The sequence below is a fragment of the Acinetobacter sp. ME22 genome, assembly GCF_022012315.1.
GTDB classification, from domain to species: Bacteria; Pseudomonadota; Gammaproteobacteria; order Pseudomonadales; family Moraxellaceae; genus Acinetobacter; species Acinetobacter brisouii_A.
Genome location: NZ_JAKLTL010000001.1, coordinates 482,438 through 507,235, shown reverse-complemented (window position 1 = coordinate 507,235; position 24,798 = coordinate 482,438). Strand labels below are relative to the sequence as shown.

At 37.3% G+C, this 24,798-nt stretch carries 34 protein-coding genes; 26 read left to right on the top strand and 8 right to left on the bottom strand.

The window, feature by feature from the left end:
- Positions 1–225 precede the first annotated feature (225 nt).
- On the top strand, positions 226–714 hold the full coding sequence (locus LVY74_RS02615; RefSeq protein WP_237813718.1) for a RidA family protein: 489 nt from the start codon (positions 226–228) through the stop codon (positions 712–714).
- A 119-nt stretch (positions 715–833) separates the two neighbouring features.
- The gene (locus LVY74_RS02610; protein WP_237813717.1) at positions 834–1,493 is read left to right on the top strand and encodes an SOS response-associated peptidase family protein; all 660 of its coding nucleotides are present in this window, start codon (positions 834–836) and stop codon (positions 1,491–1,493) included.
- A gap of 38 nt (positions 1,494–1,531) precedes the next feature.
- Here the strand turns inward: LVY74_RS02610 and LVY74_RS02605 are convergent, their stop codons facing one another.
- The 3 genes from LVY74_RS02605 to LVY74_RS02595 all read right to left on the bottom strand — a co-directional run bounded on the left by LVY74_RS02605 (position 1,532) and on the right by LVY74_RS02595 (position 3,634).
- Entirely contained in the window at positions 1,532–1,972 is a 441-nt protein-coding gene (locus LVY74_RS02605) for an RcnB family protein (protein WP_237813716.1), read from the bottom strand.
- Between the two features lie 254 nt (positions 1,973–2,226).
- Entirely contained in the window at positions 2,227–3,144 is a 918-nt protein-coding gene (locus tag LVY74_RS02600; RefSeq protein ID WP_151710836.1) for a LysR family transcriptional regulator, read from the bottom strand.
- Positions 3,145–3,208: 64 nt separating this feature from the next.
- On the bottom strand, positions 3,209–3,634 hold the full coding sequence (locus LVY74_RS02595; protein WP_151710837.1) for an HD domain-containing protein: 426 nt from the start codon (positions 3,632–3,634) through the stop codon (positions 3,209–3,211).
- Positions 3,635–3,751: 117 nt separating this feature from the next.
- Between LVY74_RS02595 and LVY74_RS02590 the strand changes: the two genes are divergently transcribed.
- The 7 genes from LVY74_RS02590 (at position 3,752) to LVY74_RS02560 (ending at position 7,975) form a co-directional block, all read left to right on the top strand.
- Complete coding sequence (locus LVY74_RS02590; RefSeq protein ID WP_237813715.1) at positions 3,752–4,072, top strand: hypothetical protein; 321 nt, start codon at positions 3,752–3,754, stop codon at positions 4,070–4,072.
- 2 nt (positions 4,073–4,074) lie between these two features.
- Positions 4,075–4,704, top strand: coding sequence for a 2'-5' RNA ligase family protein (locus LVY74_RS02585; RefSeq protein WP_151777332.1), 630 nt, complete (start codon positions 4,075–4,077; stop codon positions 4,702–4,704).
- Between the two features lie 9 nt (positions 4,705–4,713).
- Positions 4,714–5,235, top strand: coding sequence for a bifunctional adenosylcobinamide kinase/adenosylcobinamide-phosphate guanylyltransferase (gene cobU, locus LVY74_RS02580; RefSeq protein ID WP_237813736.1), 522 nt, complete (start codon positions 4,714–4,716; stop codon positions 5,233–5,235).
- On the top strand, positions 5,235–6,287 hold the full coding sequence (cobT, locus tag LVY74_RS02575; RefSeq protein ID WP_237813714.1) for a nicotinate-nucleotide--dimethylbenzimidazole phosphoribosyltransferase: 1,053 nt from the start codon (positions 5,235–5,237) through the stop codon (positions 6,285–6,287). Before cobU ends, cobT begins: the two co-directional genes overlap by 1 nt.
- Positions 6,288–6,884, top strand: coding sequence for a histidine phosphatase family protein (locus tag LVY74_RS02570; protein WP_237813713.1), 597 nt, complete (start codon positions 6,288–6,290; stop codon positions 6,882–6,884).
- The gene (locus LVY74_RS02565) at positions 6,881–7,633 is read left to right on the top strand and encodes an adenosylcobinamide-GDP ribazoletransferase (protein WP_237813712.1); all 753 of its coding nucleotides are present in this window, start codon (positions 6,881–6,883) and stop codon (positions 7,631–7,633) included. The genes LVY74_RS02570 and LVY74_RS02565 overlap by 4 nt, the downstream gene beginning before the upstream one ends.
- Positions 7,634–7,756: 123 nt before the next feature.
- A complete protein-coding gene (locus LVY74_RS02560) occupies positions 7,757–7,975 on the top strand; it encodes a hypothetical protein (RefSeq protein ID WP_151777328.1) in 219 nt (72 codons plus the stop codon).
- A 59-nt stretch (positions 7,976–8,034) separates the two neighbouring features.
- On the opposite strand, the gene LVY74_RS02555 is transcribed toward LVY74_RS02560, so the two are convergent.
- Entirely contained in the window at positions 8,035–8,985 is a 951-nt protein-coding gene (locus LVY74_RS02555) for a sensor domain-containing diguanylate cyclase (protein ID WP_237813711.1), read from the bottom strand.
- A gap of 155 nt (positions 8,986–9,140) precedes the next feature.
- Between LVY74_RS02555 and LVY74_RS02550 the strand changes: the two genes are divergently transcribed.
- The 7 genes from LVY74_RS02550 to LVY74_RS02520 all read left to right on the top strand — a co-directional run bounded on the left by LVY74_RS02550 (position 9,141) and on the right by LVY74_RS02520 (position 16,210).
- Positions 9,141–10,052 (top strand): LysR family transcriptional regulator, encoded by a 912-nt coding sequence (locus LVY74_RS02550; RefSeq protein ID WP_237813710.1) that lies wholly within the window; start codon positions 9,141–9,143, stop codon positions 10,050–10,052.
- Positions 10,053–10,206: 154 nt separating this feature from the next.
- Complete coding sequence (locus LVY74_RS02545) at positions 10,207–10,617, top strand: DoxX family protein (protein WP_237813709.1); 411 nt, start codon at positions 10,207–10,209, stop codon at positions 10,615–10,617.
- Positions 10,618–10,674: 57 nt separating this feature from the next.
- On the top strand, positions 10,675–11,628 hold the full coding sequence (locus LVY74_RS02540) for a glutathione S-transferase family protein (RefSeq protein ID WP_237813708.1): 954 nt from the start codon (positions 10,675–10,677) through the stop codon (positions 11,626–11,628).
- An 11-nt stretch (positions 11,629–11,639) separates the two neighbouring features.
- Complete coding sequence (locus LVY74_RS02535) at positions 11,640–12,230, top strand: alpha/beta hydrolase (protein WP_237813707.1); 591 nt, start codon at positions 11,640–11,642, stop codon at positions 12,228–12,230.
- A gap of 536 nt (positions 12,231–12,766) precedes the next feature.
- Positions 12,767–14,341 (top strand): EAL domain-containing protein, encoded by a 1,575-nt coding sequence (locus tag LVY74_RS02530; RefSeq protein WP_237813706.1) that lies wholly within the window; start codon positions 12,767–12,769, stop codon positions 14,339–14,341.
- Between the two features lie 119 nt (positions 14,342–14,460).
- The gene (locus tag LVY74_RS02525; RefSeq protein WP_151710844.1) at positions 14,461–15,039 is read left to right on the top strand and encodes a YceI family protein; all 579 of its coding nucleotides are present in this window, start codon (positions 14,461–14,463) and stop codon (positions 15,037–15,039) included.
- A gap of 151 nt (positions 15,040–15,190) precedes the next feature.
- Positions 15,191–16,210: a site-specific integrase gene (locus LVY74_RS02520; RefSeq protein WP_237813705.1), complete on the top strand. Its 1,020-nt coding sequence runs from the start codon at positions 15,191–15,193 to the stop codon at positions 16,208–16,210.
- Here the strand turns inward: LVY74_RS02520 and LVY74_RS02515 are convergent.
- Together LVY74_RS02515 and LVY74_RS02510 are read right to left on the bottom strand one after the other, a co-directional pair.
- Positions 16,207–16,485, bottom strand: coding sequence for a DNA-binding protein (locus LVY74_RS02515; protein ID WP_237813704.1), 279 nt, complete (start codon positions 16,483–16,485; stop codon positions 16,207–16,209). The two genes, LVY74_RS02520 and LVY74_RS02515, sit on opposite strands and share 4 nt — an antisense overlap.
- Positions 16,486–16,558: 73 nt before the next feature.
- The gene (locus tag LVY74_RS02510) at positions 16,559–16,759 is read right to left on the bottom strand and encodes a hypothetical protein (protein WP_237813703.1); all 201 of its coding nucleotides are present in this window, start codon (positions 16,757–16,759) and stop codon (positions 16,559–16,561) included.
- Between the two features lie 214 nt (positions 16,760–16,973).
- Here LVY74_RS02510 and LVY74_RS02505 point away from each other — a divergent pair, with 214 nt between their 5' ends.
- A complete protein-coding gene (locus LVY74_RS02505; RefSeq protein ID WP_237813702.1) occupies positions 16,974–17,864 on the top strand; it encodes a hypothetical protein in 891 nt (296 codons plus the stop codon).
- 49 nt (positions 17,865–17,913) lie between these two features.
- Here LVY74_RS02505 and LVY74_RS02500 read toward each other — a convergent pair whose 3' ends face one another.
- Positions 17,914–18,141, bottom strand: coding sequence for a hypothetical protein (locus LVY74_RS02500; protein ID WP_237813701.1), 228 nt, complete (start codon positions 18,139–18,141; stop codon positions 17,914–17,916).
- A 123-nt stretch (positions 18,142–18,264) separates the two neighbouring features.
- On the bottom strand, positions 18,265–19,044 hold the full coding sequence (locus LVY74_RS02495) for a LexA family protein (protein ID WP_237813700.1): 780 nt from the start codon (positions 19,042–19,044) through the stop codon (positions 18,265–18,267).
- Position 19,045: 1 nt separating this feature from the next.
- On the opposite strand from LVY74_RS02495, the gene LVY74_RS02490 reads away from it, so the two are divergent.
- From LVY74_RS02490 to LVY74_RS02450, 9 genes are all read left to right on the top strand, one after another.
- Positions 19,046–19,291, top strand: a complete 246-nt coding sequence (locus LVY74_RS02490; protein WP_237813699.1) for a transcriptional regulator — start codon at positions 19,046–19,048, stop codon at positions 19,289–19,291.
- A 24-nt stretch (positions 19,292–19,315) separates the two neighbouring features.
- The gene (locus LVY74_RS02485; RefSeq protein ID WP_004901041.1) at positions 19,316–19,768 is read left to right on the top strand and encodes a phage regulatory CII family protein; all 453 of its coding nucleotides are present in this window, start codon (positions 19,316–19,318) and stop codon (positions 19,766–19,768) included.
- Positions 19,750–20,055, top strand: coding sequence for a hypothetical protein (locus LVY74_RS02480; RefSeq protein WP_237813698.1), 306 nt, complete (start codon positions 19,750–19,752; stop codon positions 20,053–20,055). Before LVY74_RS02485 ends, LVY74_RS02480 begins: the two co-directional genes overlap by 19 nt.
- The gene (locus tag LVY74_RS02475; RefSeq protein ID WP_237813697.1) at positions 20,052–20,996 is read left to right on the top strand and encodes a helix-turn-helix domain-containing protein; all 945 of its coding nucleotides are present in this window, start codon (positions 20,052–20,054) and stop codon (positions 20,994–20,996) included. The genes LVY74_RS02480 and LVY74_RS02475 overlap by 4 nt, the downstream gene beginning before the upstream one ends.
- On the top strand, positions 20,993–21,751 hold the full coding sequence (locus LVY74_RS02470; RefSeq protein ID WP_237813696.1) for a phosphoadenosine phosphosulfate reductase domain-containing protein: 759 nt from the start codon (positions 20,993–20,995) through the stop codon (positions 21,749–21,751). Before LVY74_RS02475 ends, LVY74_RS02470 begins: the two co-directional genes overlap by 4 nt.
- Before the next feature lie 113 nt (positions 21,752–21,864).
- Positions 21,865–22,347, top strand: coding sequence for a RusA family crossover junction endodeoxyribonuclease (locus LVY74_RS02465; RefSeq protein ID WP_237813695.1), 483 nt, complete (start codon positions 21,865–21,867; stop codon positions 22,345–22,347).
- 11 nt (positions 22,348–22,358) lie between these two features.
- The gene (locus tag LVY74_RS02460) at positions 22,359–22,907 is read left to right on the top strand and encodes a hypothetical protein (RefSeq protein WP_237813694.1); all 549 of its coding nucleotides are present in this window, start codon (positions 22,359–22,361) and stop codon (positions 22,905–22,907) included.
- A 458-nt stretch (positions 22,908–23,365) separates the two neighbouring features.
- On the top strand, positions 23,366–24,148 hold the full coding sequence (locus LVY74_RS02455; RefSeq protein WP_237813693.1) for a hypothetical protein: 783 nt from the start codon (positions 23,366–23,368) through the stop codon (positions 24,146–24,148).
- The gene (locus LVY74_RS02450; RefSeq protein WP_237813692.1) at positions 24,148–24,693 is read left to right on the top strand and encodes a 3'-5' exonuclease; all 546 of its coding nucleotides are present in this window, start codon (positions 24,148–24,150) and stop codon (positions 24,691–24,693) included. Before LVY74_RS02455 ends, LVY74_RS02450 begins: the two co-directional genes overlap by 1 nt.
- Positions 24,694–24,798: the final 105 nt, after the last annotated feature.

Below are 24,798 nucleotides of genomic sequence, written 5' to 3'. Positions count from 1 at the left end.
CAGATCAAGAATACAGCAAATCAAAAGATGATCCAATAGCATTGATATCAAATAAAAATGAATATTTCTCAGTTTGTCTTCCAGTCTGATATATCGAAAATTCGCTATAAAAATAATTTTCAGGGTATAGTCAAAATAACAGTCGAGATGAATCTTTAGGGTTCAGTATTGATCTATTTTGGCTAAAATTAAAGTATAAAATAATGTTTTATAAGGATAATTTAAATGATTGATTGTGATATTTGTTTTGATCAGGCTGCTGAAAAACTGGGGTTTGATTTCTCTGAAATTAAAATTGGTGGTAAATATACTTCGCTCATCGAACATCAGGGTTTGGCTTATATTAGTGGGCAAATTCCTCGAGTAGGTGATATTGTTCAGGTTACAGGGAAAGTTGGGCAAGAGGTGAATCTTATTCAAGCACAACTTGCTGCACGTATTAGCACTATGCGTGCTTTGGCGATATTAAAACAGCATTATGGTTGCTTGAAAATTATTCAAAAGATTTTGCAGGTGAATATTTTTGTTCATTCTGCCGCTGACTTTACTCAACAAAGTGAAGTTGCAGATGGCACTTCTGAGATTCTGTATGAAGTTTTTGGTTTAAATGTAGGCAAACATACACGGACATCGGTTGGGGTCAGTCAATTACCAAAGAATGCTGCGGTAGAAATAAGTTTTGTCGTGGCAATTTCCAATGCCTCGATAACATAGGTTTACTGTCAGCATTGTACTTAGCCGCTCATATCGAATTGATTTGGATGATGGTCAATTAGAAAAATACACATTTTTAGCTGATAATTAGAAGTGAACATAAATTTTTTGACATAAAGATGTGTGCTAATTTTAAGCCTTTAACTTTATTGCAGTTACAGCAATTACATCTACCCAATATCGGTTTTTCTTATGCGGATGAAGTTTATCCTATGGGAATGTGTCCTTTACTGTTCCAAGCTGAGCAGCAAATGGAATGGCGTGAAGTGATGTTTGGTTTAGTTCCTAAATGGGCAACAGATTTGGGTATTGCAAAGCGTACCTATAATGCTCGACATGAAACTATTCTACAAAAACCCAGTTTTCAGGCTTCAGCGCTTAAATATAAATTTGGTGTGATTCCTGTGACCGAATTTTATGAAAGCAAATATATTGAAAATAAGCCACAGCGCTGGGGTGTACGACGTCAAGATGGTCGTGCTTTTTTTATTGCTGCTTTATATGAAATCGCAAAAATAGATCAACAGATTATTCGTTCTGCTTCAATGCTGACTATGAATGCGATAGATCATCCAATGATGAGGGATTTTCATGAACCTGGCGATGTAAAACGTTCAGTGATCGTCATTCCTCAGCAACATTTACAAGCGTGGTTGAATTGGAAAAATCCAAATATTCAACCTTTTGTGGAAGGCTTTCCTGTAGAGGAGTTTATCTGTCAGCATGTCCCGAAAGAAAAAATGATCAAATTATCTCCACAATTGAACATGTTTGAATAAAGAAAGCACCTTTCACAAGGTACTTTCTTTTTTAGAACTTAGTGACCGCCAAGTAAGATTTGTGCGATGACACCTGTTGCAACAGCAACAAGAACATAGTCACCATTTACGCGAACCCAACGGTGTCCACGTGGTGGAGCAGGAAGGTCACGAGAACGCCAGTCATTCACTTGGTAGCTTGCGCCACGGAATTTTGCTGGGACACGACCGCCTTTACGCCATTCTTGACCTGGACGAGGCATATCATGGCGATATGCTTGCGGACTTTGTTGATAACGTGGAGCATGATTGTCTTGACCACGTTGTTGAGGTGCATCATGACGATTATTGTTTTGAGGGCCTTGTTGACCACCACGATGATCATTCGGTTGCTGTTGCTGTGGACCGCCACGATGATCATCATTTGGGTTTGCAAAAGCAGCGCCTGCAGATAATGCTGTAGTAATTGCCAGTGTGATTGCCATCAATTGGGTTTTCACAAGAGTTCTCCTCATTTCATTTTGTTTGTGTATTTATCATGAATAAAAATAATGCGCCTAAGCGACATTCATCTTTATTTTGAAAATATCATCTTAATCATGCACTTTATATCTCAATCCACATCTTCTATTCAGATATAAAAGTGTATCCGATACTTTATATGTGGCTAATTTATCAAGATATTAAGTGTAAATAATGAAGATCTGGCAACATTATATTAAAGTTCAATATATTTGCTGTAAGCCTGTATTGCTCAGAAGTGTTCAAGATCATCATTTGATTTGAGATGTTCAACAAGGTAGTCGATAAAGACTCTTACGGCAGGCAAGATCCCACGACGAGAAGGATAAACAGCATGCAAGATACCATGTGGTGCTTTCCACTCAGGTAAAACACGAACCAATTCACCTGTTTGAATATAGTCCGCAGTAATAGAATCTGGAAGTAATGCAATTCCACAATTTTGGCGAGCCAATTGGCAGAGTAACATTAAGTCAGAACCCATGACTGTTGGATTGATTTTAATCTTACTGGGTTGATTTTGTTGATTATGTAAAATCATAAATTGATCGGCATGTTCATCCACCATACTGAGGACTTTATGATGTGCCAAATCATCGGGTGTTTTCAGGTCGCCATATTGATTCAGGTAAGCTTGACTGGCAAATAAATGCTGTTCATGTCGGTCAAATTTTCGAACGATCAGACCGGGGTCATCATCAATTTTAGATCGCACGCGTAAGGCAACATCGACACCTTCATTAATCACATCTACCCGACGATTACTGACGATTAACTGTAGACGAATCTCTGGATAGAGTTTGAGAAAATTAGGCAGTATTTTTGAAAATTCATTTTGTGCAACAGAAACAGGTACACTGACTTTGACAATTCCTCGTGGTTCAACGCTTAAATGATCAATCAGATCATGAGCAGCCTGCGCAGCATTCATCATCACTTGAGCATGGCGGTAAATGTTCATGCCAATATCAGTGACAGCAAAATGTCGTGAACTACGCTGAATCAGTCGAACACCTAAACGCTCTTCGAGATTGTATACACGGCGACTTAATTTGGATTTTGGAATATCGGTTGCACGTTCTGCGGCACTAAAACCACCGTGTTCAACAACTAAAGCAAAACAATAAAAATCGTCTAAATCGCTGAGCATTACAGAGCTGACCTGAGAGATAAATTCTCTAAAAAATATACGTTCTTATAAACAGATACAAGTTTTAAATACCGTGTTTCAGGATTTCCTGAACTTGTTGATATTCTTTTAAACGTAAAAAGTCGCGTTCAGTCGGATGGGTAATACGGCTAATGTCCATATTGTCAGCAACATCGGCAAGTTTGACTTCGCGTGCAATTGGGTTTTTAACGGCACGCCATGCTGCTTCAATTCGGCTTTCACCTTCTTTTTTGGTCAGGGCGCAGACAGCATCTATGACATCTTGAGAAAACCCTAAAGAGATTAGATCCACAATGGTTGCATCGGTATCTTCAAGGACGTCATGTAATACGGCGACAATTTGCTGAGTTTCATGTTTCATTTTCAACATGAGACGCAGAGGGTGTAAAATGTAAGGTTGTCCAGCTTTGTCAACTTGTCCTGTATGTTTGCGTGTTGCAAATGTGATGGCTTTGTCTAAAGTTGCCATGTTGATTCCTTAAAAGATATCCCATTCTTTTGATAAAATTATAACCAACTTCAAAGCATTCAATGCTATTTATCTTAAAATATTTTAAACTATGCTACCGCAAAAAATTGATATTTTATGAATTACCAACTCATTGAAATTCGGGGCGAGCAAACCAATGTGATTTGCCCCTATTGTCAACATGCCGTATTAAACTGGGATGAAGAACAGTATTTACAACCCTGTCAGCATACCGCTTTTATTGCGATGGACTTGGGTTTTGAATATATTGCAGATGAATTTGAAGGGCGATTGGCACATTCTGTCGATGAAATTCATGCTCAAGAATTGAATATTTTTAATGAAATTACACAGGCTCAGGCTGAGCATTTTATCATTTACCAAATGGAACTAGGTGTTGCTGATTTATATCGCTATGTAGGAATTGCTCAGTTCTAGTCATGTTTTTACAGCCCAATAGCCACACATTTGCAAGCTTGGATGCAGATTATTCAGATTGGCATAAAGGACGCGATCAATTTTCCCTTTGGTATTTAGAGATAGAGGATAGTGCTTGTGGTCAGTATCTAAAAGATTTACAGCAGCAGTTTGAACCTTATCTTTATATGCCAAATCATCGCCAATGGCATATTACGTTATTTGTGTGTGGTTTTTGGCAAGCGCCATTTCATTTACAGCATTTGTCAGATCATTTTCATGAACGGCAACTCCAGCAACAAATGCAGCTATTAGAACAATTAAAATTATCCAGTTTTGAATTAAAATTGGGTAAAGTTCGCAGCTTCCAAAGTGCTTTATTTGTGGAAGTGATTGATGAAAATAATATTTTATTGCAGTTAAGGCGCTGTTTTTGGCCTGTTGCCAAAGAAATTGATGCTATGATTTATTGTCCACATGTGACTTTGGGCTTATATCGTGATGAATTTGCTGCTGATACTATTTTAGAACAAATTCATCAAACAACAACACAAGTATGGACAGTTAAATTTCAACATTTAACGTTTGGTTCATATCAGGCACGTCAGTTGCAAGGGCAGTTGAGTGTCCATCATCGTTTTTATTTAGGTTAGTCTGACATGATATCGCATTTGGTTTTGGGTGGGGCACGTTCTGGAAAGAGCCGCTATGCAGAACAACTTGCATTAAACACACAAAAACCACGTATTTATATTGCAACAGCGCAGGCAGTTGATGACGAAATGGCACAACGAATTGCTCATCATCAACAGCAGCGTTGTCAAAATGTCTGGCAATTGGTTGAAGAGCCGATTTATTTGGCAGACCGCCTTGCAGCACTGGATCAGGAACATCAGGTTATTTTAGTTGATTGTTTAACCATTTGGATGAGTAATTTACTATTGGCCAGTGATCCTGATTTACAGGGGCGTGAATGTTTGAAATTATTAGAATTATTACCAAAATTAAAATCGGAAATCATCATGGTAAGTAATGAAACGGGGCTTGGGGTGATCCCATTGGGTGAAATTACGCGCCGTTTTGTGGATGAGTCGGGACGTTTACATCAGGCTTTGGGGCAAGTGTGCCAGCATGTGGTGTTTTGCGTTGCTGGATTTCCGATGCAACTAAAAGGAGTAGAATAATGAGTTGGTGGTTATTGCCTTGTCGCCATTTAGATCATGTATCACAAGAAAAAGCAACAGAACGACAAGCTCAACTCACAAAACCAACAGGTGCTTTGGGTGACTTAGAAGAAATCGCTATTACACTCGCAGGCTTACAACGTACTGAGCAGCCCAATGTGGATCATCTTTGGATCAGTTTGTTTGCAGGTGATCATGGTGTAATGCAGGAAAATATTTCAGCGTATCCACAAGCTGTGACTCGTCAAATGCTACATAATTTTACTACAGGTGGTGCATCCATTAGTGTGATTGCAAAGCAATATCATGCACACCTACAAGTAATTGACTGTGGCACAGTGGGGGAAGCTTATGATTATCAAGGGGTACAGCAACATCCAATCGCTTCAGGAACACAAAATTTTGTAGAAACGGTGGCAATGACTGAGCCGCAGTGTATTGCTGCGATGACCATTGGTAAAAATAGTGTAGATCAGGCTGCCGAACACAAGAGCAATTTATTTATTGCAGGAGAAATGGGCATTGGCAATACCTGTTCAGCATCAGCTTTGGCATGTTTAATTTTGAATGAATCGGCTGATGTGCTGACAGGCGTTGGTACGGGAATTGATCATGCCAAGTTACAGCATAAGAAACAGGTGATCCAACGTGCTATAGAATTACACCGTCCTCATGTAGATGGTGATCCGATCAAGATTTTAGCGGCAGTGGGTGGTTTTGAAATTGCTGCAATGGTTGGTGCATATTTACATTGTGCGCAAGTTGGGATTCCGATGCTGATAGATGGTTTTATTAGTTCTGTGGCGGCATTAATTGCCGTACAAATTCAGCCTAAAGTACGCGCGTGGATGTTATTTGGACACCAATCTGCCGAATATGGGCATCGTCGTATTTTAAAAGAACTTCATGCACAACCGATCTTACAGCTCAATCTGCGTTTAGGTGAGGGGAGTGGTGCAGGTGTTGCCGTGGGAATTTTGAAAATGGCATGTGCATTACATAATGAAATGGCAACTTTTCAACAAGCTGACGTGATAGGTGAAAAGCAATAGATGTTGCAACTGGATGTGTTAAGGCATGGTCAAACTGAGCAAGGACATACCTTGCGAGGGCATCTGGATGATGCGCTTACCTTGCAGGGTTGGCAGCAGATGCAAAATACCATAGATCAACATCTTAAAGAGCATTCTGTTTGGGATGCTATTGTCAGCTCACCATTACAGCGTTGTTCTTTATTTGCACAGAAAATTCAGCAACAGCTGGGCTGTCCTTTGATCGAGATGCCTGAATTTAAAGAACTTTATTTTGGTCGCTGGGAAGGAAAAACCGTGCAGCATATCCATGAAACTGAACCAGAATTATTGGGTCAGTTTTGGCAAGATCCCTGCCAATATGCCGCACCACAAGGTGAAAATTTATTACAGTTTCAACAGCGCTTAGAGTTGGGACTACATCAGTTGATCATACAGGCTGAGCAGCAAAAATGGCATAGCGTTCTGTTGATTAGTCATGGCGGTGTGATTAAGTGGTTACGCTGTATTGCTCATCAACACGCTCTCAATCGGCTGCTCAGCATGCCAGCAGAGTTAGCCCATATGATCAGATTTAGTGTTTCAAGCAAGCTACAGCTTCAAGAGATTCAAGAATGATGCCATTCTGGATTGCTTTACAGTTTTTAACGATCTTTCCTATTCAGTTAAAATCCTTGCCGACTCCTCAGCAAAATGCCTATTCACTCATTTTTTATCCTGTGATTGGAGGCTTGTTGGGGGGCTTATTGTATTTTTTGGCTTGTGGATTATTGAGTTTACATAGTTCAACTTTGTTGATAAGTGGTTTGGTGGTGAGTGTTTGGGTAGGGTTGACGGGTGGTTTGCACCTTGATGGTCTAGCCGATACTGCCGATGCTTGGGTTGGAGGGTATGGTGATCGTGAGCGAACACTGACCATTATGAAAGATCCACAATGTGGACCAATCGGTGTTCTGAGTTTGGTTTTAGTCTTATTGCTCAAATGTGTTGCATTAGAAACGCTATTACAGACCCGACAATTATATTGGTTGATTGTATTGCCTGTGTTGGGGCGTTTTGCAGTTTTATTTTTATTTTTAACTTGCCAATATGTTCGACAAAAAGGTCTGGGATCTGGGCTACTTGAATATTTACCACGTAAAATATTATGGTCAATTTTAGTTGTGGGTCTTACTTCTGCTGCTATGTTTAATGATCGTATCGCCGTGGTCGTACTCATTTTTTGTTGTACTTTATTTTACTTACGTCATCTATTTGTACGCCGTTTAGGTGGTATCACTGGAGATACAATAGGCGCGAGTATTGAAATTTCTGAATGTATTTGCTTAGTTAGTGCTGCCATTTTATCTTCCGTACATTTTGTATAACGCTCGTATGCTGAAGATACTTACAAAATCAGCACAATGCGAAAAATTTTAACAATTAAAAAAAATTCTCATTTGCGAAAAGTGTGGTATAAAAAATCATCAATCAGGATGAGGGATTGAACAATGAGAACGATTCATATTCATGTCAAGGATCAATTTGATGTGCATCACATGGCGAAAGCAGTGTTAAAAGAATTGGCCGATGGTGAACATGGTGATGATTATTCCTTAGAGCAAAAAGTTGATTTTATTGAAATCTATGGTGAACGGATTTTACCAACCATTGAACTTTTATTTCAAAGTGAAGCAAGTCGTAAAATTTACAAAGTGATCGAAAGTTAGTTTTTAGATTTTTATTCTCAAAACATTCGGGTAAATCATTAAAATTTACCTGAATGTTTTCATTTGTGTAGATGATCCTTGTGTTGATACATGTCTTTGTCTGCATCTACACAAGCCTGATGTAAGTCCTGAGAAGGGTGACGCATTGAAAAGCCAATTGCTGCACTGATCTGATGGCATTTTAGATTTTGTAGAATCTGTTTCAGCAGTAGCACAGTCGATGAAAAATCAATTTGAATGCAGATCACGCCAAATTCATCTCCACCAAGGCGTGCGACAATATCGCCTTCACGAACTGAACCTGCCAAAATATCAGCAGTGTGTTTGATCAGCTGATCTCCAACATCATGCCCAAATTGGTCGTTGGTTTTTTTAAGATCATTGAGGTCAATAACTAAAACTGCTGCAGAATGCCCATAAGATTTGCAGCGTTCTTCTTCTGCTTCAAGTAAATAATCCCAACCACGTCGATTGTAGATGCCTGTTAAATGATCTTTTAAGACTTCAGCTTCAAGACGTTCATACTGGCGCTTGAGTTCACTTTCTCTTAGCTCGGCTTGTAAAACATAGCTCAATAAGTTTGCCAATAGCTCAATCATGGCTTGAGCATTAAATAAAGAGTCATCTTTGATATTGGGATCAATTGCACAGAGTGTCCCAAATAATTCACCATTTTGATCCCATAAAGGTTGACCAATATAAGCTCGGATTTTTACTTGCTGTGCAATAGGGGCAGTTTTATAAAGTGGAATTTTTTCTGAGTCTGGCGCAATTGTTGGTGTTTCACCTAAGACCATATGTGAACAAAAAGAGTCTGACCAACGAAAAACCGCACCTGGATGTACATCATAGCCATGATCTTCACTTTGTAAGACGATCCAGTCTTCATTATCGACTCGCGTAATCATCCACAGTTCAAAGCCTAAATGCTGATGTAAAAAGCTTAAAACAGCTTTGCCGACGTCCTGAAAGTTGTTAAAGCCCGTATAAAGATCATTTAGTTTCATCATATCAATATCGGATACTTGTCATTATTATTAAGATGATATTAGCAAAGCTTCAAATTCATGAATATCAAACATTGTTGAATAAATGCAACATTTGTTAAATGATGAAGCCGAATATTTGCACTCTGCAATCTAATTTTACTTGGATAAATTAAAGTATGGATCGTTTAGAATGTAACCGCATGCTGATTGCAGTGATTGAACAAGGTAGCTTTGCTAAAGCGGCAGAGCAGCGTTTGACGAGTGTAGCGCAGGCCTCAAAGTTGATCGCTCGTTTGGAAAATGAATTGGGTGTACAACTTTTACATCGTTCAACTCGCTCAGTGCGTACCACAGAAATTGGACATGCTTATTATTTACAGATAAAACAACTGGTTGCTGAGTTTGATGTATTGGAAACCAGTGTAAAGAATCAGTCCCAGACACCTAGTGGTCGTATTAAAATTAGTGCGCCTCACTCTTTTGGTGTGCATCAATTGAGTCATGCCTTGGTTGAATTTGCCCAGTTATATCCTGAGATTGAATTGGATGTCAGTTTTACTGATCGTGTTGTGAATGTGATTGATGAAGGTTTTGATGTCGCTATTCGAATAGGTTTTTTAAAAGACAGTAATTTAATTGCAAGACATCTTTTAGATATTCATATTATGTTGGTTGCCGCACCACAGTATTTAGAGAATCGGTGTTTACCTGAACAGCCTATAGATTTATTACAGCACCAATGTATTATTGACCGAAATTTTAAAGAACCTGAGTTATGGCGCTTTGAAGCAACTCGACAGCCTGAGCAGCAGGAAAGTGTTCAAATTCAAGGGCGAATTCATTTTGCAAATACTGAAGCGTGTCACACGGCTGCATTAGCAGGTTTAGGCATTTGCCGTATCCCTGCATTTATTTGTGGTGAGTCATTACAAACCCAGAAACTGATACGGTTGATGCCAAATTATCAGATTAAAAGCAGTGGGTTATATGCGGTATATCCACCTTCTCGGCATTTAGCCAATAAAGTGAGACGTCTTATCGATTTCCTTAAAGAATATTATCAGCATCATTCCGAATGGGATCTTTAACGCATACATAAGGTTGATCTTTGCCACAAAACCTGAGTAATCGGATGAGATATTATTTCCAAATTGGAAATAATATTTTGCTTATTCTGGGATTAATCTACAGATTAAAAATAATTATGCTATTTCCATAACGTCATTGTTGAAGGAAATGAGCATGAATACGAATACTGCAAGTACTGCACCTTATGCAGCTTTATTATTACGAATTAGCCTCGCAATTTTATTCTTTGCACATGCAGGGCTAAAATTTTTTGTATTTACACCCGCAGGCACTGCTAAATTCTTTGAGTCTGTTGGGGTTCCGGGCTGGATGGCTTATGTCACCATAACATGGGAAGTTTTAGGTGCAATCGCACTTTTGCTTGGTTTTAAGCCTCGTTTAGCTGCTTTAGCTTTAATTCCAGTTTTACTTGGGGCGATTTTTACCGTACATGGAGCAGCAGGTTTTTGGTTTACCAATGCCAATGGTGGATGGGAATACCCAGCATTTTGGATTATTGGTTTAATCAGTCTTGCTTTAATTGGCGATGGCCCATATCACTTAAAAGCATCTTTCAAATCATAAAAGATTTAAAAACCGTATAACGCTGTGTTTTACGGTTTTTTTTATAGGATTAATAATATGTTAGTCAATGGACAATGGGTTGAAAACTGGCAACCTGTACAAGCAACGGATCAAGAGGGTGGATTTGTTCGCCAAACTTCAAGTTTTCGTCATTGGATTACCTCTGACGGGCAAGCAGGTGTCACGGGGGAGGCTGGCTTTCAGGCAGAAAAAGGTCGTTATCATGTTTATATTGCCTTGATTTGTCCTTGGGCTTCACGGACATTGATTGCACGAGAGCTAAAAGGTTTAAGCGATATCATTTCTGTTTCTGTGGTTGAGCCAAAATTAACCGACTTTGGTTGGCGCTTTGGGCATGAGTTTTCTGCTGATACTGATGATATCAATCATAAAACGTATATGCATGAAATTTATACACTTGCAGATCTACAATTTACAGGACGAGCGACCGTACCCGTACTTTGGGATAAAAAACGTCAAACAATTGTGAATAATGAATCAGCAGATATTGTCCGTATGTTGAATCAGGGATTTGGTGAGTTAGCTGATGCCCATTATGATTTATATCCGATTCATTTACAGGCAGAAATTGATGATTTAAATGCTGAAATTTATCAAAAACTCAATAATGGTGTGTATCGAGCTGGGTTTGCAACGACTCAAATTGCCTATGAACATGCAGTCATGGATGTATTTGCCATGCTTGAACATTTAGAGCAACGTCTGGCTTATTCACATTATTTATTTGGTGATCACTTTACTGAAACAGATATTCGCTTGTTTGTGACACTGATTCGTTTTGATGTGGCATATCATGGATTATTTAAGTGTAATATCAAACAGTTATGCCAATATCCTCACTTATCACGTTATGTAAAGGCAATTTTAGCTTTGCCAAAAATTGCACAGACTGTGAATATGGAACATATAAAACAAGGTTATTACTCCATTAAATCTTTGAATCCACTTGGAATTGTACCTGTGGGGCCACAACTTGATTTTCCACTCTAGGAATGAAAATTATGCAAATTAAATTGGTCATATTATTACATGGTGTTGGAAGTTGCGGTCAAGATTTACAATCGATAGGTCAATTTTGGCAACATCATTATCCTGAACTAAAAATTGCAATGCCCAATGCGCCTGAAACTTTTATGCATAGTTCTGATGCATTTCAATGGTTTAGTATTTATGGTGTGACCGAAGCCAATCGCTTTGAACGCATTCAACAAGCCCGTCAGGCATTTGATGAAACCATTCAGGCAATTATCCAAACTCACCAACTTGAAGATCATTTGGATCAAGTGATGTTATGCGGTTTTTCTCAAGGTACAATCATGGCTTTAGATGCGGTCGTGTCTGGGCGTTGGGCTGTTGCAGGAATAATGGGTTTTTCTGGGCGTTTGGCAAGTCCAATTGAGAAAAATCTGAGTTATAAACCAAAAATTCATTTAATGCATGGACAGCAAGATCAGGTCATTCCTATCTCAGCATCGGTTGATGCTGCATATCAATTAGAACAGGCAGGTTTTCCAATTTCACTTAACATATTTAATGATCTTGGGCATAATATTAATCAAGCAGAGTTAGAACAAAGTTTATCTTTTTTTTAATTTCGTGATCACGGTAGTCTCAAAGCAGATGACAATCTGCTTTGTATAAATTTAAAAAATTAACCTTATAGAATAGATGTTATAACAATGATTATGTAATTTTATCTATCAATTAACTGAAAAAATTTAATTTTTCTAAATAAAGTATGCTGTAAATTAGCAAAATGCGGACAAAAAAATCTTTTTATCTTGTAAAATTATCAATTTACTCCAATATCGTGATTTTTATAATAATCGTAAATAAAACAGTAGGTTATTTTATAAATATTAAATATATTATGATTTGGTTAATATAATGATCATTTTTTTTACCATGCGTTACAAAAGTAAATAATACCGTGAAAATTACTTATAATTTTGAATGATATGTGACTTTGTTTAAAAAAAACAAAAAGAAATAATTGATAAATCTATTTTTTTTGATTAATAATCAGATGGTTTTTTATAAGATAAAATGATGTTTAGTCTATCTAGGGTATAAAAATCATTTTAGATCTTGGTTGTAATGTATATGTTTATTGCTTGAGCAATGTGGAATGAGAGATTTAATTAAAGAGAGCAGAGCGCAAATTTTGCCAATTGTCATGGGATTATTCATGGCAATCTTATTTTTATATCTCACACAGGTCTTTTGTTATTTTATGGTAAGGCGAAATATTGATCAATATGCGCAAGAAATTTTAGTTCTGGCTCAACGTATTTCGATTCAGTTAAAACAATCTATTGATGAGGCAATTGCTTCAGATATTCATGATTGCTCTAAATCTAATATTACTAAAATGCATATGATTCTTTGGAATAAGCATTTTGTAAATGATATTGCTGTCGTTAAAAATAATCGAATCGTATGTTCAGCCATGTGGGGTGAACAATTTAAAAAAACACAATCCCTTGCTCAGCCGGGTTTTATTGATCAAAATGGCTATAAAAAAATCAGAAATATAGGTCAGTATTTACCCTTTCATGCCACTGGAAATCTAACAACGAAGCAAGATATTGTTGCGGTCACCGCACCGTATGCATTTGAAAGCATTACTTCCCTAGCACATAAATATACAATACATTTAACGACACCCGATTCAAAATATATTTTCTTTGAAACGCAACATTTTTCAGATCGTATTTGGTCATATTTACCCTTTCAGCATTTACACACAAGAAGCTGTTTAAAGGATAGTTTTTTCTGTGTTTCTATTGAAAGTAATAATGCAGGTTTAGCTCGTCTGCCTAGCTTTATTGTGCTGAGTATTGCTTTTATGGGGTGGTTTGTTGGTGTTATTCTGACTTATTTATTTCGTTATGCTTGGGGGTGGCAAGGTGCTTTATCTAATCGTTTAAAGCGAGCGATACGAAAAAATAAAATTTATGTGGAATATCAGCCAATTGTTGAGATGAAGAGTCAGCGTATTTCGGGCGTTGAAGCGCTTGTACGCTGGAAAGACAAGAAATACGGGCAAGTTTCACCTGAATTGTTTATTGGTATTGCAGAAAAAGCCAATATTGATGGAGAAATTACCAAACAGGTTTTAAATTATGCATTGGGGGATTGTTTGCATTATCTAAGGCTAGATCCACATTTTTCATTAAGTATTAATTTAGGAAAGAGTGATTTAACTACAGAAGGTTTTGTAGATTATGCCAAGCAGAAAATAAAAGCTTATGATATTCGACCTAATCAAATTGTTTTTGAAATTACTGAACGGGTAAATATTGATATTAAAGATTTGGAATATAAAATTCAACAAATAAAAAATATTGGTTGTCGAGTGAGTTTAGATGACTTTGGAACGGGGAATTCTAATTTATCTTCATTATCAGGATTATCATTTAATTTAATTAAAATTGATCGAATGTTTATTCGGCATTTTACCAGTAATCAATATTGGGAAAATATTTTAGATGCGATTTTATCTTTAGCACAAGAGAATCACCATCCGATTGTTTTTGAAGGCGTTGAAACGATCGAGCAATTTAATTATTTATTGAGTAAAACCTCAGATGGATTTATTCAGGGGTGGTTATTTTATAAAGCCATGAGTAAACATCGATTGCATGAAATCATCCAAAAAAACCATAATTTTAATTATCCTATTTCTAAATTCAAAAGTTGAATTTAGATAAACTAAGATTGTTGCATCAATGCAACAAAACGTCTTATCTATAACAGTGTAATCTTTGGGTGAAAGTTTAAAATGCTCATATAACTTATTTGGTTTACGAGACAAACAGAATGAACTTTAAAGCATTATCTCTTGGTTTAGCCGTTGCAGTAGCAAGCTCAATTACAGTAGCAGCACCTGTTGCGTACAAAATCGATCCAACGCATACAGCAACAGTATTTTCATGGAATCACTTTGGTTTCTCTACACCAAGTGCAAATTTCTCAGATATTCAAGGTGTGATTAATGTTGATAATGCAAAACCTGCAAATTCTTCAGTGAATGTGACCATTCCTGTAAGTAGTGTAAATACAAATGTTCCTGCTTTGGATAAAGAGTTCCAAGAAGATGGCTGGTTCAATGCAGCGAAATATCCAAATATCACGTTTGTCAGCACAAAAGTTGAAACTAAAGATAAAAAACATTTTAAAATTACAGGTAACTTAACGGTTAAAGGTATTACCAAACCTGTTGTTTTAAAAGCAGTATTAAATAAACAAGGTGTTCACCCAATGACTAAGGCTGAAGCTGTTGGCTTTAATGCAACAACTAGCTTCAAACGTTCAGATTTTGGTATTGCTAACTATGTGCCAAATGTAGGCGACACAATTACTGTAAATATTACAACTGAAGCTCAAGCAGCTAAGTAATACATTTACTATCAAAGACTTAGTATAATTTATTGAGATTATACTAGGTCTTTTTTTCATTTGTATCGCAGCCAAATGGTAATAATTTTGAGCATTTTTATTATAAAATAAGTATTATTAGAAAAAATCTACACCAAATCTGCACCAAAAAATGAAGATACCTAAACCGATTCAACGAGGTCATACTTGGCGTATTACGGTGACTTATGACAAGAAACGCTACTCGGTCACTCGTGATACGCCTAAAGAATGTGAGCAATGGGCAGCACTAAAACTGCTTGAACTCAAAACAGGAAAGACCCAAGTTGAAAATGGAATCAAGCCCAGTTTTCCGTGCCATCAGCTCTGTGAACAATATTATGCTGAACATGGCAGCAAGCTTAGATCTAACTATGTGATACGCAGTAAGTTAGACAATCTCGATAGGATCCTTGGGCATCTTGCAACACAGTCGATTCATGACTTTCATCCAAATGATATTGTGAAATGGCGTAATAAGCGTTTGCTTGAGGTACAAAGCAGCACTGTACTCCGTGAATTTGCGATGTTTTCGGCTATCTTCAGTTATGCACAAAAAGAGCTATTTTTGATTGAGTCCAATGTATGGCAGACGGTATCTAAGCCATCGAAGGGTAAGCCAAGAAATCAGCGTATTAGTGAAGACGATCAGCAGGCAATTTTTGCAAGGTCGAAATGGGACAACCAAACAGCACCTAAATATATGCTTCATTATGTTGGCTGGGCATTTTTATTTGCCTTAGAAACGGCTATGCGGCAGGGTGAAATATTGTCAATGCGTAGGGCAGATATACGTGAAGGTTTTATTCATTTACCTATGACTAAAAACGGCGAATCTCGAAATGTACCGCTGTCGGCTGAAGCCAAAAGGCTATTGTCTTTATTGCCACCTGAAAATGATGTTTTAGTCCCTGTTAAGGTCAAAACATTTAAAAGAACATGGATTCGAATGCGTGAAGAGGTCAATTTACCGCATATTAATTTTCACGATACACGACATGAAGCCATTACACGTATGGTCAAAGTTCGGAAATTGCCTGTTGAAGTTTTAGCGAAAATTACGGGTCACAAGACGATTGGAATATTGATTAATACTTACTACAACCCAGATGCTCAGGATTTGGTTGAAATGTTTAACAGCAGTGAGAGCTAATTTGCTCTCGGTCTGCCTTTTTTAGATTTTTGAGTTAAAAGCTCATGGGCAAGGCGAGGGTTATATAAGCCTTTGCCAGTAGTGCCTTGGTTGATGCTGACCAACTTATCACGGATCGTGTTGACTGAAAGGTTGTACAGGGCTGCAAGTTGTGATGCTGTAACCAGTTCTTGAGCAACTTCTTTTAACTCTTTTACAATGCCACCACCGATGTTTTCACCTAGCATGATTTTAGGTGGTTTCTCAGATACAATTTTGATCATATATTCTTGCATTGGCTGACCTCACTTGCTTTGAGTGTTGCCCACTGGTTGCAGTGATTTTGTGGGTTTGGGGTAGGTTGTTTACTCATACCGCAGCTCCAAGCATATACACCACTGTTGTAATGACTGCATAGCACAGCGTACCGATACTGGCAAACAGTGCAAAGTCTTTGGTGTTGGCGAGTACCACTTTTAGGCGGTTTGGGCGTTGTTCTTGTGGGGTGGGGTGTTGGTAGAGTCGTGCGGAGGTTGCGGGCATTTGACTCGGAATGTATTTTTGTTTCATACTTATCTCGCTATATGCAAAGCCCCTACGCCGTCCAAAGTGAAGGGGCTTTTTTATTGGTTACGAGAGTAATACTACTTTAAGTAGAAAATAAGTCAACTAAAAGTTTTAATAGATATTTACTTGTTATTACATATATGCCTCATGTATTTTTTTGATAATATTGGAAAAAGAAAATATTAGTGTGGCTTCAAAATAAAGATAGGAGATGGTAATGAAAGAGAAACCACAATTGATTTTAGTTGCTGATGATGAAAAATTACTAGAATTAGTAAAAGAATCAAAAATTAAATTTGATAAACAAATGATGCTAGATATTGCAGAAGCTGTTAGTACTATCTTCTCATTTAACCCAGTTGTAGCAGGTTTAAGAAAATTATTTAATAAAAAAAAGGAAGAACCTCAAGAACCACAACCATTTAAAGCCTTACCTTTACTCAAAGAGCAAATTTTGAAACAAATACAAAAAGAGTTAAATCTTTCAACAGAGATTTGTTGTGTTTCACCTTCACAAGCTACAAATATTCAATTTGATATTGGGGATAGGGCTACAAATGGTAGTTTCTACTTAAAGCATCCGTTGCTTGAAAATGTATACATTCGTCCATGTGATTATGAAACTACACTAGCACGTGAAAAAGAGGCAGCATTCAGAAGATTAGCAAGCTCTTTAGGTGCAAAATCAATTACTTTAAAAGATGCGAAATTTTTTGATCAAAAGGGAAATTTAAGCACGGATACTAAATTACCCCAAGCTGTTTGTTCTAATATTGGTATAAGTGTAAATTTTGAAACAAATGGTGCCGTAATTAGAGAAGTTTATAGTGAGTTTGGTACACCACGAAAAGATCCTTATATTCCTGAAGAATTACAATCATGGACAATGATTGATACAGATCTACGTACGATGGCACAAGACCGTCTTGATGGTCATCTAATCAAGCATCAAGTTACACTTAAATTTAAGGATACATTTACTGGTGGTGGGAAAATCGCCGCTGAGATTGGGAATAAAGGTCTCGATATAGGTGGCTCAATTTCTAAAAATGTAAGTTCAGTATGGTTTTTTGAAGTAGAATATTATCCAATTACAGAAACTGTTTAATTCTTTGAAAAGTAAAGCCCACTATTTGAGTGGGCTTTACTTTAAATGATTATTGTCTTAATTGTTTGGCTTCAAGAATTTCTGCTTCTTTATAAATGCCATTAAGTTCTTTGGCTCTAACCTTAAGAATTACAGGATTGTATCCCCATTCAGCTTCTTGAATTAAATTTAGATTCTTTTGATCTAAAGTGTCATTTTCTAAGATTGCTAAAATTTCTTGCTGGGTTTCAGTATTTCTGATTCTGATTTTTCTTTTAGCAGAGTGTGAAGAATCCACATTAACTACAAAATTAGTGGCTATTCAATTTCTTCAATCATTTTTCAAATTTCACTTTTGGTAATAAAATTTTTTACACTGAAAATTAAGGTTTTTTACTATAAAAGGGATTGCCAAATTTGTTTAAACATCCCGATATAAACCAACAACTTTACCAACCAATTTACATCCCTCTTCTAAGGCTATTGCTTTGTCAGACCAGTCAGGATTTAGCGGTTGCAAATACATATTGTCCGTCTCAACAATTAGTTTCTTGAAAGTAGCGGCTTTTCCTCCTTCACTAGAAACAATGACTAAATCTCCTGTTTTTAAGTCACTTACTTGAAAGTCAGGATTTACATAAATTTTATCACCAGGGCGGAAGTCTGGGAGCATTGACTCACCTGATACTTCTAGGCCGTAGCCGTGTTTTCCGCACTTTGGATTTGGCGGTAACCACTCTTCAAACTGTGTACCCGCAGGTACAGCTTCAACGGTAGTCCATGCACCCGCTTGTACCCATGAAATTACAGGAACTAAGCGCCCTGCTATAGGAAAGGGTGTAGACACATTTGTCTCAGATCCAGTTCCATGATCTAAATAACTAATATCAACATTAAATTTTTCAGCCAAGATTTGCATCTTTTCTTCGCGTGGCTTTGCAATACCCAACGTATATCTACGAGCCATTTCATAGGTGACTTCAATAGCGTCTTTCAACTGATTTACCGTTTTTATAGGCGAATTATCTTTATCCATAAGACTTTTGAGTCTAGATGCAAATTCTTGATATTTAGCTGTTTGCAATTTGGGTTTCTTTCCAATTTCTACCACAGGTAGAAGTTTACCTCGTATTTTTAGTTGCACCAATTCTATTTTAGGTAGTATATTATCTTCTACTTTTAGTAGTGTTAATGGTTGCATTATGTCATCTCCAAAGGATGCTTTAGAAAAAGCAATAAAAATAGCAGGTAGTAAATCAGCATTAGCCCGCAGTCTAGGAATTACGCCATGGGCTTTAAGTAAATGGAATTTCAATAAAATTCCTGAAGATCGCTGTTTGTCGATTGAAGAACTAACAAATGAAGAAGTAAAAGCAGAGCAATTAAGACCTGACATTAATTGGGAATTTGTTCGTTCTACTAAAAATAGTAATCAAGCTTCCATCTAAGAAACACGTTCAAAGGACACCACCATGAACATCCTAGATGCCGCATACGCAACCGTACATGACCACCACGGCGGCGCATCTGCCTTAGCTCCACGCCTAGGCATCAAAAGCCCCGCCGTACTCAACAGCAAGGTCAACCCAAATACGGAAACCCACCACCTGACATTGCTCGAGGCTTCAAAACTCATGGCACTGACAGGGGACTACCGCATATTGCAAACCCTTTGCGCCGAACATGGCAAAGCTGCCATAGATCTGCCCGACATACCCGAAAGTCAGCGTGACCATAGCCTTATGGACACCTTTGTACGTATCGCCATCCAAAAGGGCAATGTCGCACAAACCTTCCACGACATGATGGCAGACGGACGCATTACCCACGGCGAAGCCCTCGACATGAGCAAAGTTATCCATGAACTCCATGTGCTACTTGGCACACTCGCAACACAGGTGCAGGCATGTATAGAGAAAAACTAAACCCACACAGCCTGACCGCGCAAAAACAACGTCAGGCAATCCAGACATGGTACGAACCCGCACTCCGCGTACTGAACGAATTACTGGCAGAAGCACAGCAGAACTTACGCCAACGGCGCTATAACGTCGCCAATGCCGCCGTACCACGCCACAAATTTAAAGAACAACTCCAGCGCCGTTTTCGCATTCACTGGGCGCTAGTCAACGACATCGAAAAAAGCCTGCTCAATGCAGACAAAATCGAAATGATGGGCGGTTACATCAAGCCCAAAGCAGGTGAGCAATGAGTCTAGATGCAACCAACTGGGCATGGCGGATTAAATTCCCCGACCGTAAAGGCGGCAGCCTAAAACCGCTTAAAAAACTGGTGCTGCTATCACTGGCAGATCGGGCAGGCGAAGACCATACTTGCTATCCAAGTATGCAACGACTGGAACAGGACACAGGGCTAGACCGCAAAACCATCTTGAAAATTATTTCAGAATTACTGGCGGATAACCTGATAAGAGATACAGGCGAACGCAAAGGCGTAACCAAACGCGTCAAAGTCTACAAACTGCTTGGTGTCACAGGTCGGGAAACAGTACCAACAACGGAACTATTAAATAGCCAAAAAGCACCTGAAACAGTCCCATCAATGGAACAGTCCCAACAACGGAATGATTCCAACAATGGGATGTTGAATAGTCCCAACAGTGGTACTTTGAATAGTCCCAACAATGGGACACAGAATCTACCAAAGAATCTACCAGTAGAATCTAAAAATAAAAAAACGTGGTTGTGTTTGAAAAAACTTGGAGAAGAACTTGGTTTGATCACCGATGCAGAAACCATCGAGCAGATCAAAACCGCCAACTGGTTCAAACGAGAGCAAAACGCATTTGAACGCTACAACGCCGACAAGAACCTGTGTGATGACCTGATGCATTACCACTTTGCTGACTGGTTGCTGAACGCACGTTTGAAATACCAAAGCCGAGCGCAACAACCAACACCGCAAAACCCAACGGTGCAGACAGCAAAACCGAAAAAGCTCTCTGAAAAACAAATCAACCTGTTCGCCCAGAAACTGGCACACCATCCTGAAGTATCGAGCAAGTTTGCCGAAGCAGGGGAAAGCTACGAGCAGCTTACGGCGCGCATAGCAGCGAAACTGAGCAATCCTGAACAACGCAAAAAACTTGTGCCGTATCTGGCACAGGTGGGATTTGAGGGGGTAGTTGAATGAATCTAGTTAGATGCGTTGTGCCTGTATCAGGTGGAAAAGATTCTCAAACCTGCCTTGCACTAGCAGTTGAACATTTTGGGAAAGAGAATGTGATTGGTTTGTTCTGTGATACCCAGTTTGAACATCCACTTACTTATGAGCACATTGAAAATATGAAAGATCTGTATGACGTTGAGATTATTACACGTACAGCAGGTAGTGTTTTAGAGCAGTGCTTGAAGTGGGGCAGATTCCCAACAGATAAAGTTAATTTCTGTACAAACTATTTAAAAATTAATGTTGGCAAGGATTTTTACAAACAATTAGCTGAGCAACAAGGCTGTGGGTTTGAGGTCTGGTATGGGTTGCGCTCAGGTGAAAGCCACCAGCGTGAAAAGCGCTATGGACAAAAGATTGATCATGAGTTGTATGCACCACATGAAATTATGCCAAGTAAGTACCCAAAATATTTAGAAAAATTAGGTGTGATGATGCGATTACCAATTGTTAGCTGGACTGAAAAAGAGGTTCTTGCATTTTTAGGCAATACAGCAAATCCACTTTATCAAAAAGGCTTTAGTCGTGTCGGTTGCTTTCCTTGTTTAGCAGGTGGAAATACACCAAAAGAAAAGGCATTTCAATTTGATTCGTTTGGTCAATCGCAGCTTAGAAAAGTTCGTGAAGTTGAGAAGCAAATTGGTAAATCAATATTTACAAGTAAAGGGGCTTCTCAGCGAAACAATGAAGCACAACTTTGCATGTTTTGTCAGATTTGAGGGGGTAGTCGCATGAGTCCAAATGATTTCTTGATTTGCATGATTCTCCTGATCATTTTCTGTCTTGTTTCAGGTGCATCAAGTTACAGCGTCAATCATGCGTTGGGGTTCTTATGAATCGATCAACATGGGGCAGCTATCGCCGTGCATTCAATAAACCACAAACTGATAAAAAACCAGTCAATAAAGACCCAGTACCAAAACTGCCATCGTATTTGGTCAAGGGTAAAACTTATGAGTGCAGTGCAGGGGAATTGCTGAATTGCAGCATCGAGATCATCCCGCCGTCGATCAATAACTATTGGTTGGACTCAGGCAAGGCATGTAAGCGATTAAGCAAACGTGCCATTCATTTTGTTGAAGTGGTCAAACGCTTTGTACAGCCGTTAAATTACGGCGGGCATGTTCGGGTTGAGATTAATTACCACATGCCAGACAACAAAGTCCGCGATATCGACAACATTTTAAAACCTTGCCTTGATGCTTTAACAAAATGCGGCTTGATTGCAGATGATTCGCAAGTGAAAAGTTTAACAGTGAATGCCCGTCCAGTTGTGAAAGGTGGGTTACTCGATATTTGTGTGATGAAGATTTGAGGGTGGTCAGTATGAATGCAGATTTAAAAAAGAACAAAGTCTCAAATATTGAGTGGCTCGGTAAGCAGATGAGAGCTAAAACAGCAAATTTTGAAATGTGTACCCAAGACACAAATCTTGAGCCAATCACATGGGAAGATCGCTGCGGTGCATTTGCTAAGATGGATACAGTACAAGCTAAAGCACTAGCATCTTTATATGTATGGGGACATAAAGATAAGCAAGCCTATGATCTGCTAATCAATTTCTTAGCAAAAATTATGTTTGAACAGGCACAAAAGGATGGGAAAGGTGAGCCTAAGAATATCTCATTAAAAGACTTATCTTTGTTGATTGCACGAATGGTTTTAGAGTTTGCACTGGATGAGCGGCTTGAGGCTAACTTTACGGCAAAAGGACGTTTGTATTTTGCAGGGATTGGTGAAGACCGAATGACTTATGATGCCTATCGGATGTCATGGATAAAGTATGAAAAAGATATGGTGCTGGCTATTTATAGTGCTCGTTGGGAGGTTGAAACTTCGATTGAGAAGTATCGTAAGCGCTTAAAATATGCATAAAAATAGTTACATGATAGCTATTTCGCTCAAATGTAAATTGGGGTATAGTTTTACTAAGATGGTCGTATTTTATTAATCGTAGTGGTTTAAGAGAATTCGACCATTTTTCTGTGTAAGTAAAGAGCCTGACATGAAAGTGTTGAGTTTTTAAATGATTCGATGGAATATTAAAGTTTTTATCTGTAAAATATTGATAAATAGATGGTTTTTATGGTGATAAAGAATGTAAATTGGAAATTTGATTCGTATACATAAGAAATCAGTAATCTTACCATTAGCTATGAAATTTTTAATATCAGCATCTTTTTCTAATAAAATTAGAATACCTATTAATTTATCACTTAGTTTAATTAATAGTGGTTTTAAATATAGGATATTTATTGAATTTAAAAGCATATGATGATTGTTTTTACAAAAAAATAAGGTAATCTCTATAGACTTTAAGAAAGAGATTATTTATGCATCCCTTATTATCAAAAATAAATTACACTTCTCTTACGATCATTAGTGGTGTATCTATATTTGTTCTTTTAGGACTTTTATATGTAATTAAAGATTTGGTCAGTGATAATGTATTTAACGCACTTTCTAATTTATTAATATCAATTCTTACATGTGTTTTAGTATCATTTTGGTGGAATAAATTCCTATTAGATGCTAGTAATCATTATACTAAATCTGGAATTCAAGATTATTATAATGATTTTTCAGAAATTGAATCTACTATTAAAGCAAAGTTAAAAGAAACAAAAGAAGCAACGATATTTTTTATGTACGGTAAAACTTTTATTAATGGTTCAACAAGTCAAATTAAAGAAATGCTATCGAAAAAAGATAGTAAATTAATATTTGTAGTTGCAAGTAATGAAAATAATTTTATTAAGGAGTATGAGAGATTTTGGAATTATCCTCTAAGAGATAATATTGAAAATACTCCTGAAACTTTGAAAAATCTTTTTAAAGAAATAGATTCTAAAAATCGAGGTCAATTAAAAATATATTTATATAAAGATGGAGGTTATTCATACAGCTATTATAAATTAGATAACGAAGTGTATTTAAGTCCTAATAAAATGGTTGTTGCAAAGACATTCAAACCTATTACTATCTACGCACAAAAAACATCGAACAAAAACTGTCTATACAACAAAGTAACACAAGAATTTAGCTTTATGCTTAGAGAAAAGCAAATTGAATTGATATATGATTCTGAGAATGATGATGTCGAGGCAAATGGATAATGTGGTGCTTTTTAGATGTTGAGACAACTGGCGTAAATTTATTTCAAGATCATACTCTAGAAATCGGAGCTGTTTTAGTTGATGAAGATCTTCGCTTTATTAAAGAATTTCATTCTTTTGTAAGGCCTGATAAGGCAGTTAATTTTTCAAATGCCTCTAAACAGGTGCATGGATTTGAGGAGTCTTTCTTTTACGATAAGTCCGATTCTGCAGAGGTAATAGAAAAATTTTTTAATGATATGGGGACAAATTTTAGATTTATTAGTTGGAATATATCATTTGATGTTGGTTTTTTTAGAAAGTTATGTCATTTAAATAAAATGACTGATAAATATAATAAAATAAACTATAGACATATAGATTTGCAATCTATATTTTATTGGTATTGTGTTGAAAATAATTTGGAAGGATTGTCATCTCTTGATGATGCATGCAATTATTTTGATATTCCAAGAAGTAGATATCATAATGCTTTAGAAGATGCTTATATAGCCTATGAAATATTTAAAAAGATTAATAATAGAATGAATTTTTCTTTCTTATAGATTGGTTCTGTGTAATTAAAATATATACTTTAAAATTTAATTATAAGTCTTTTTTGATATTTATATTTCTAATAAAAGTAGCATGGTTATTAAAATTATTCATAA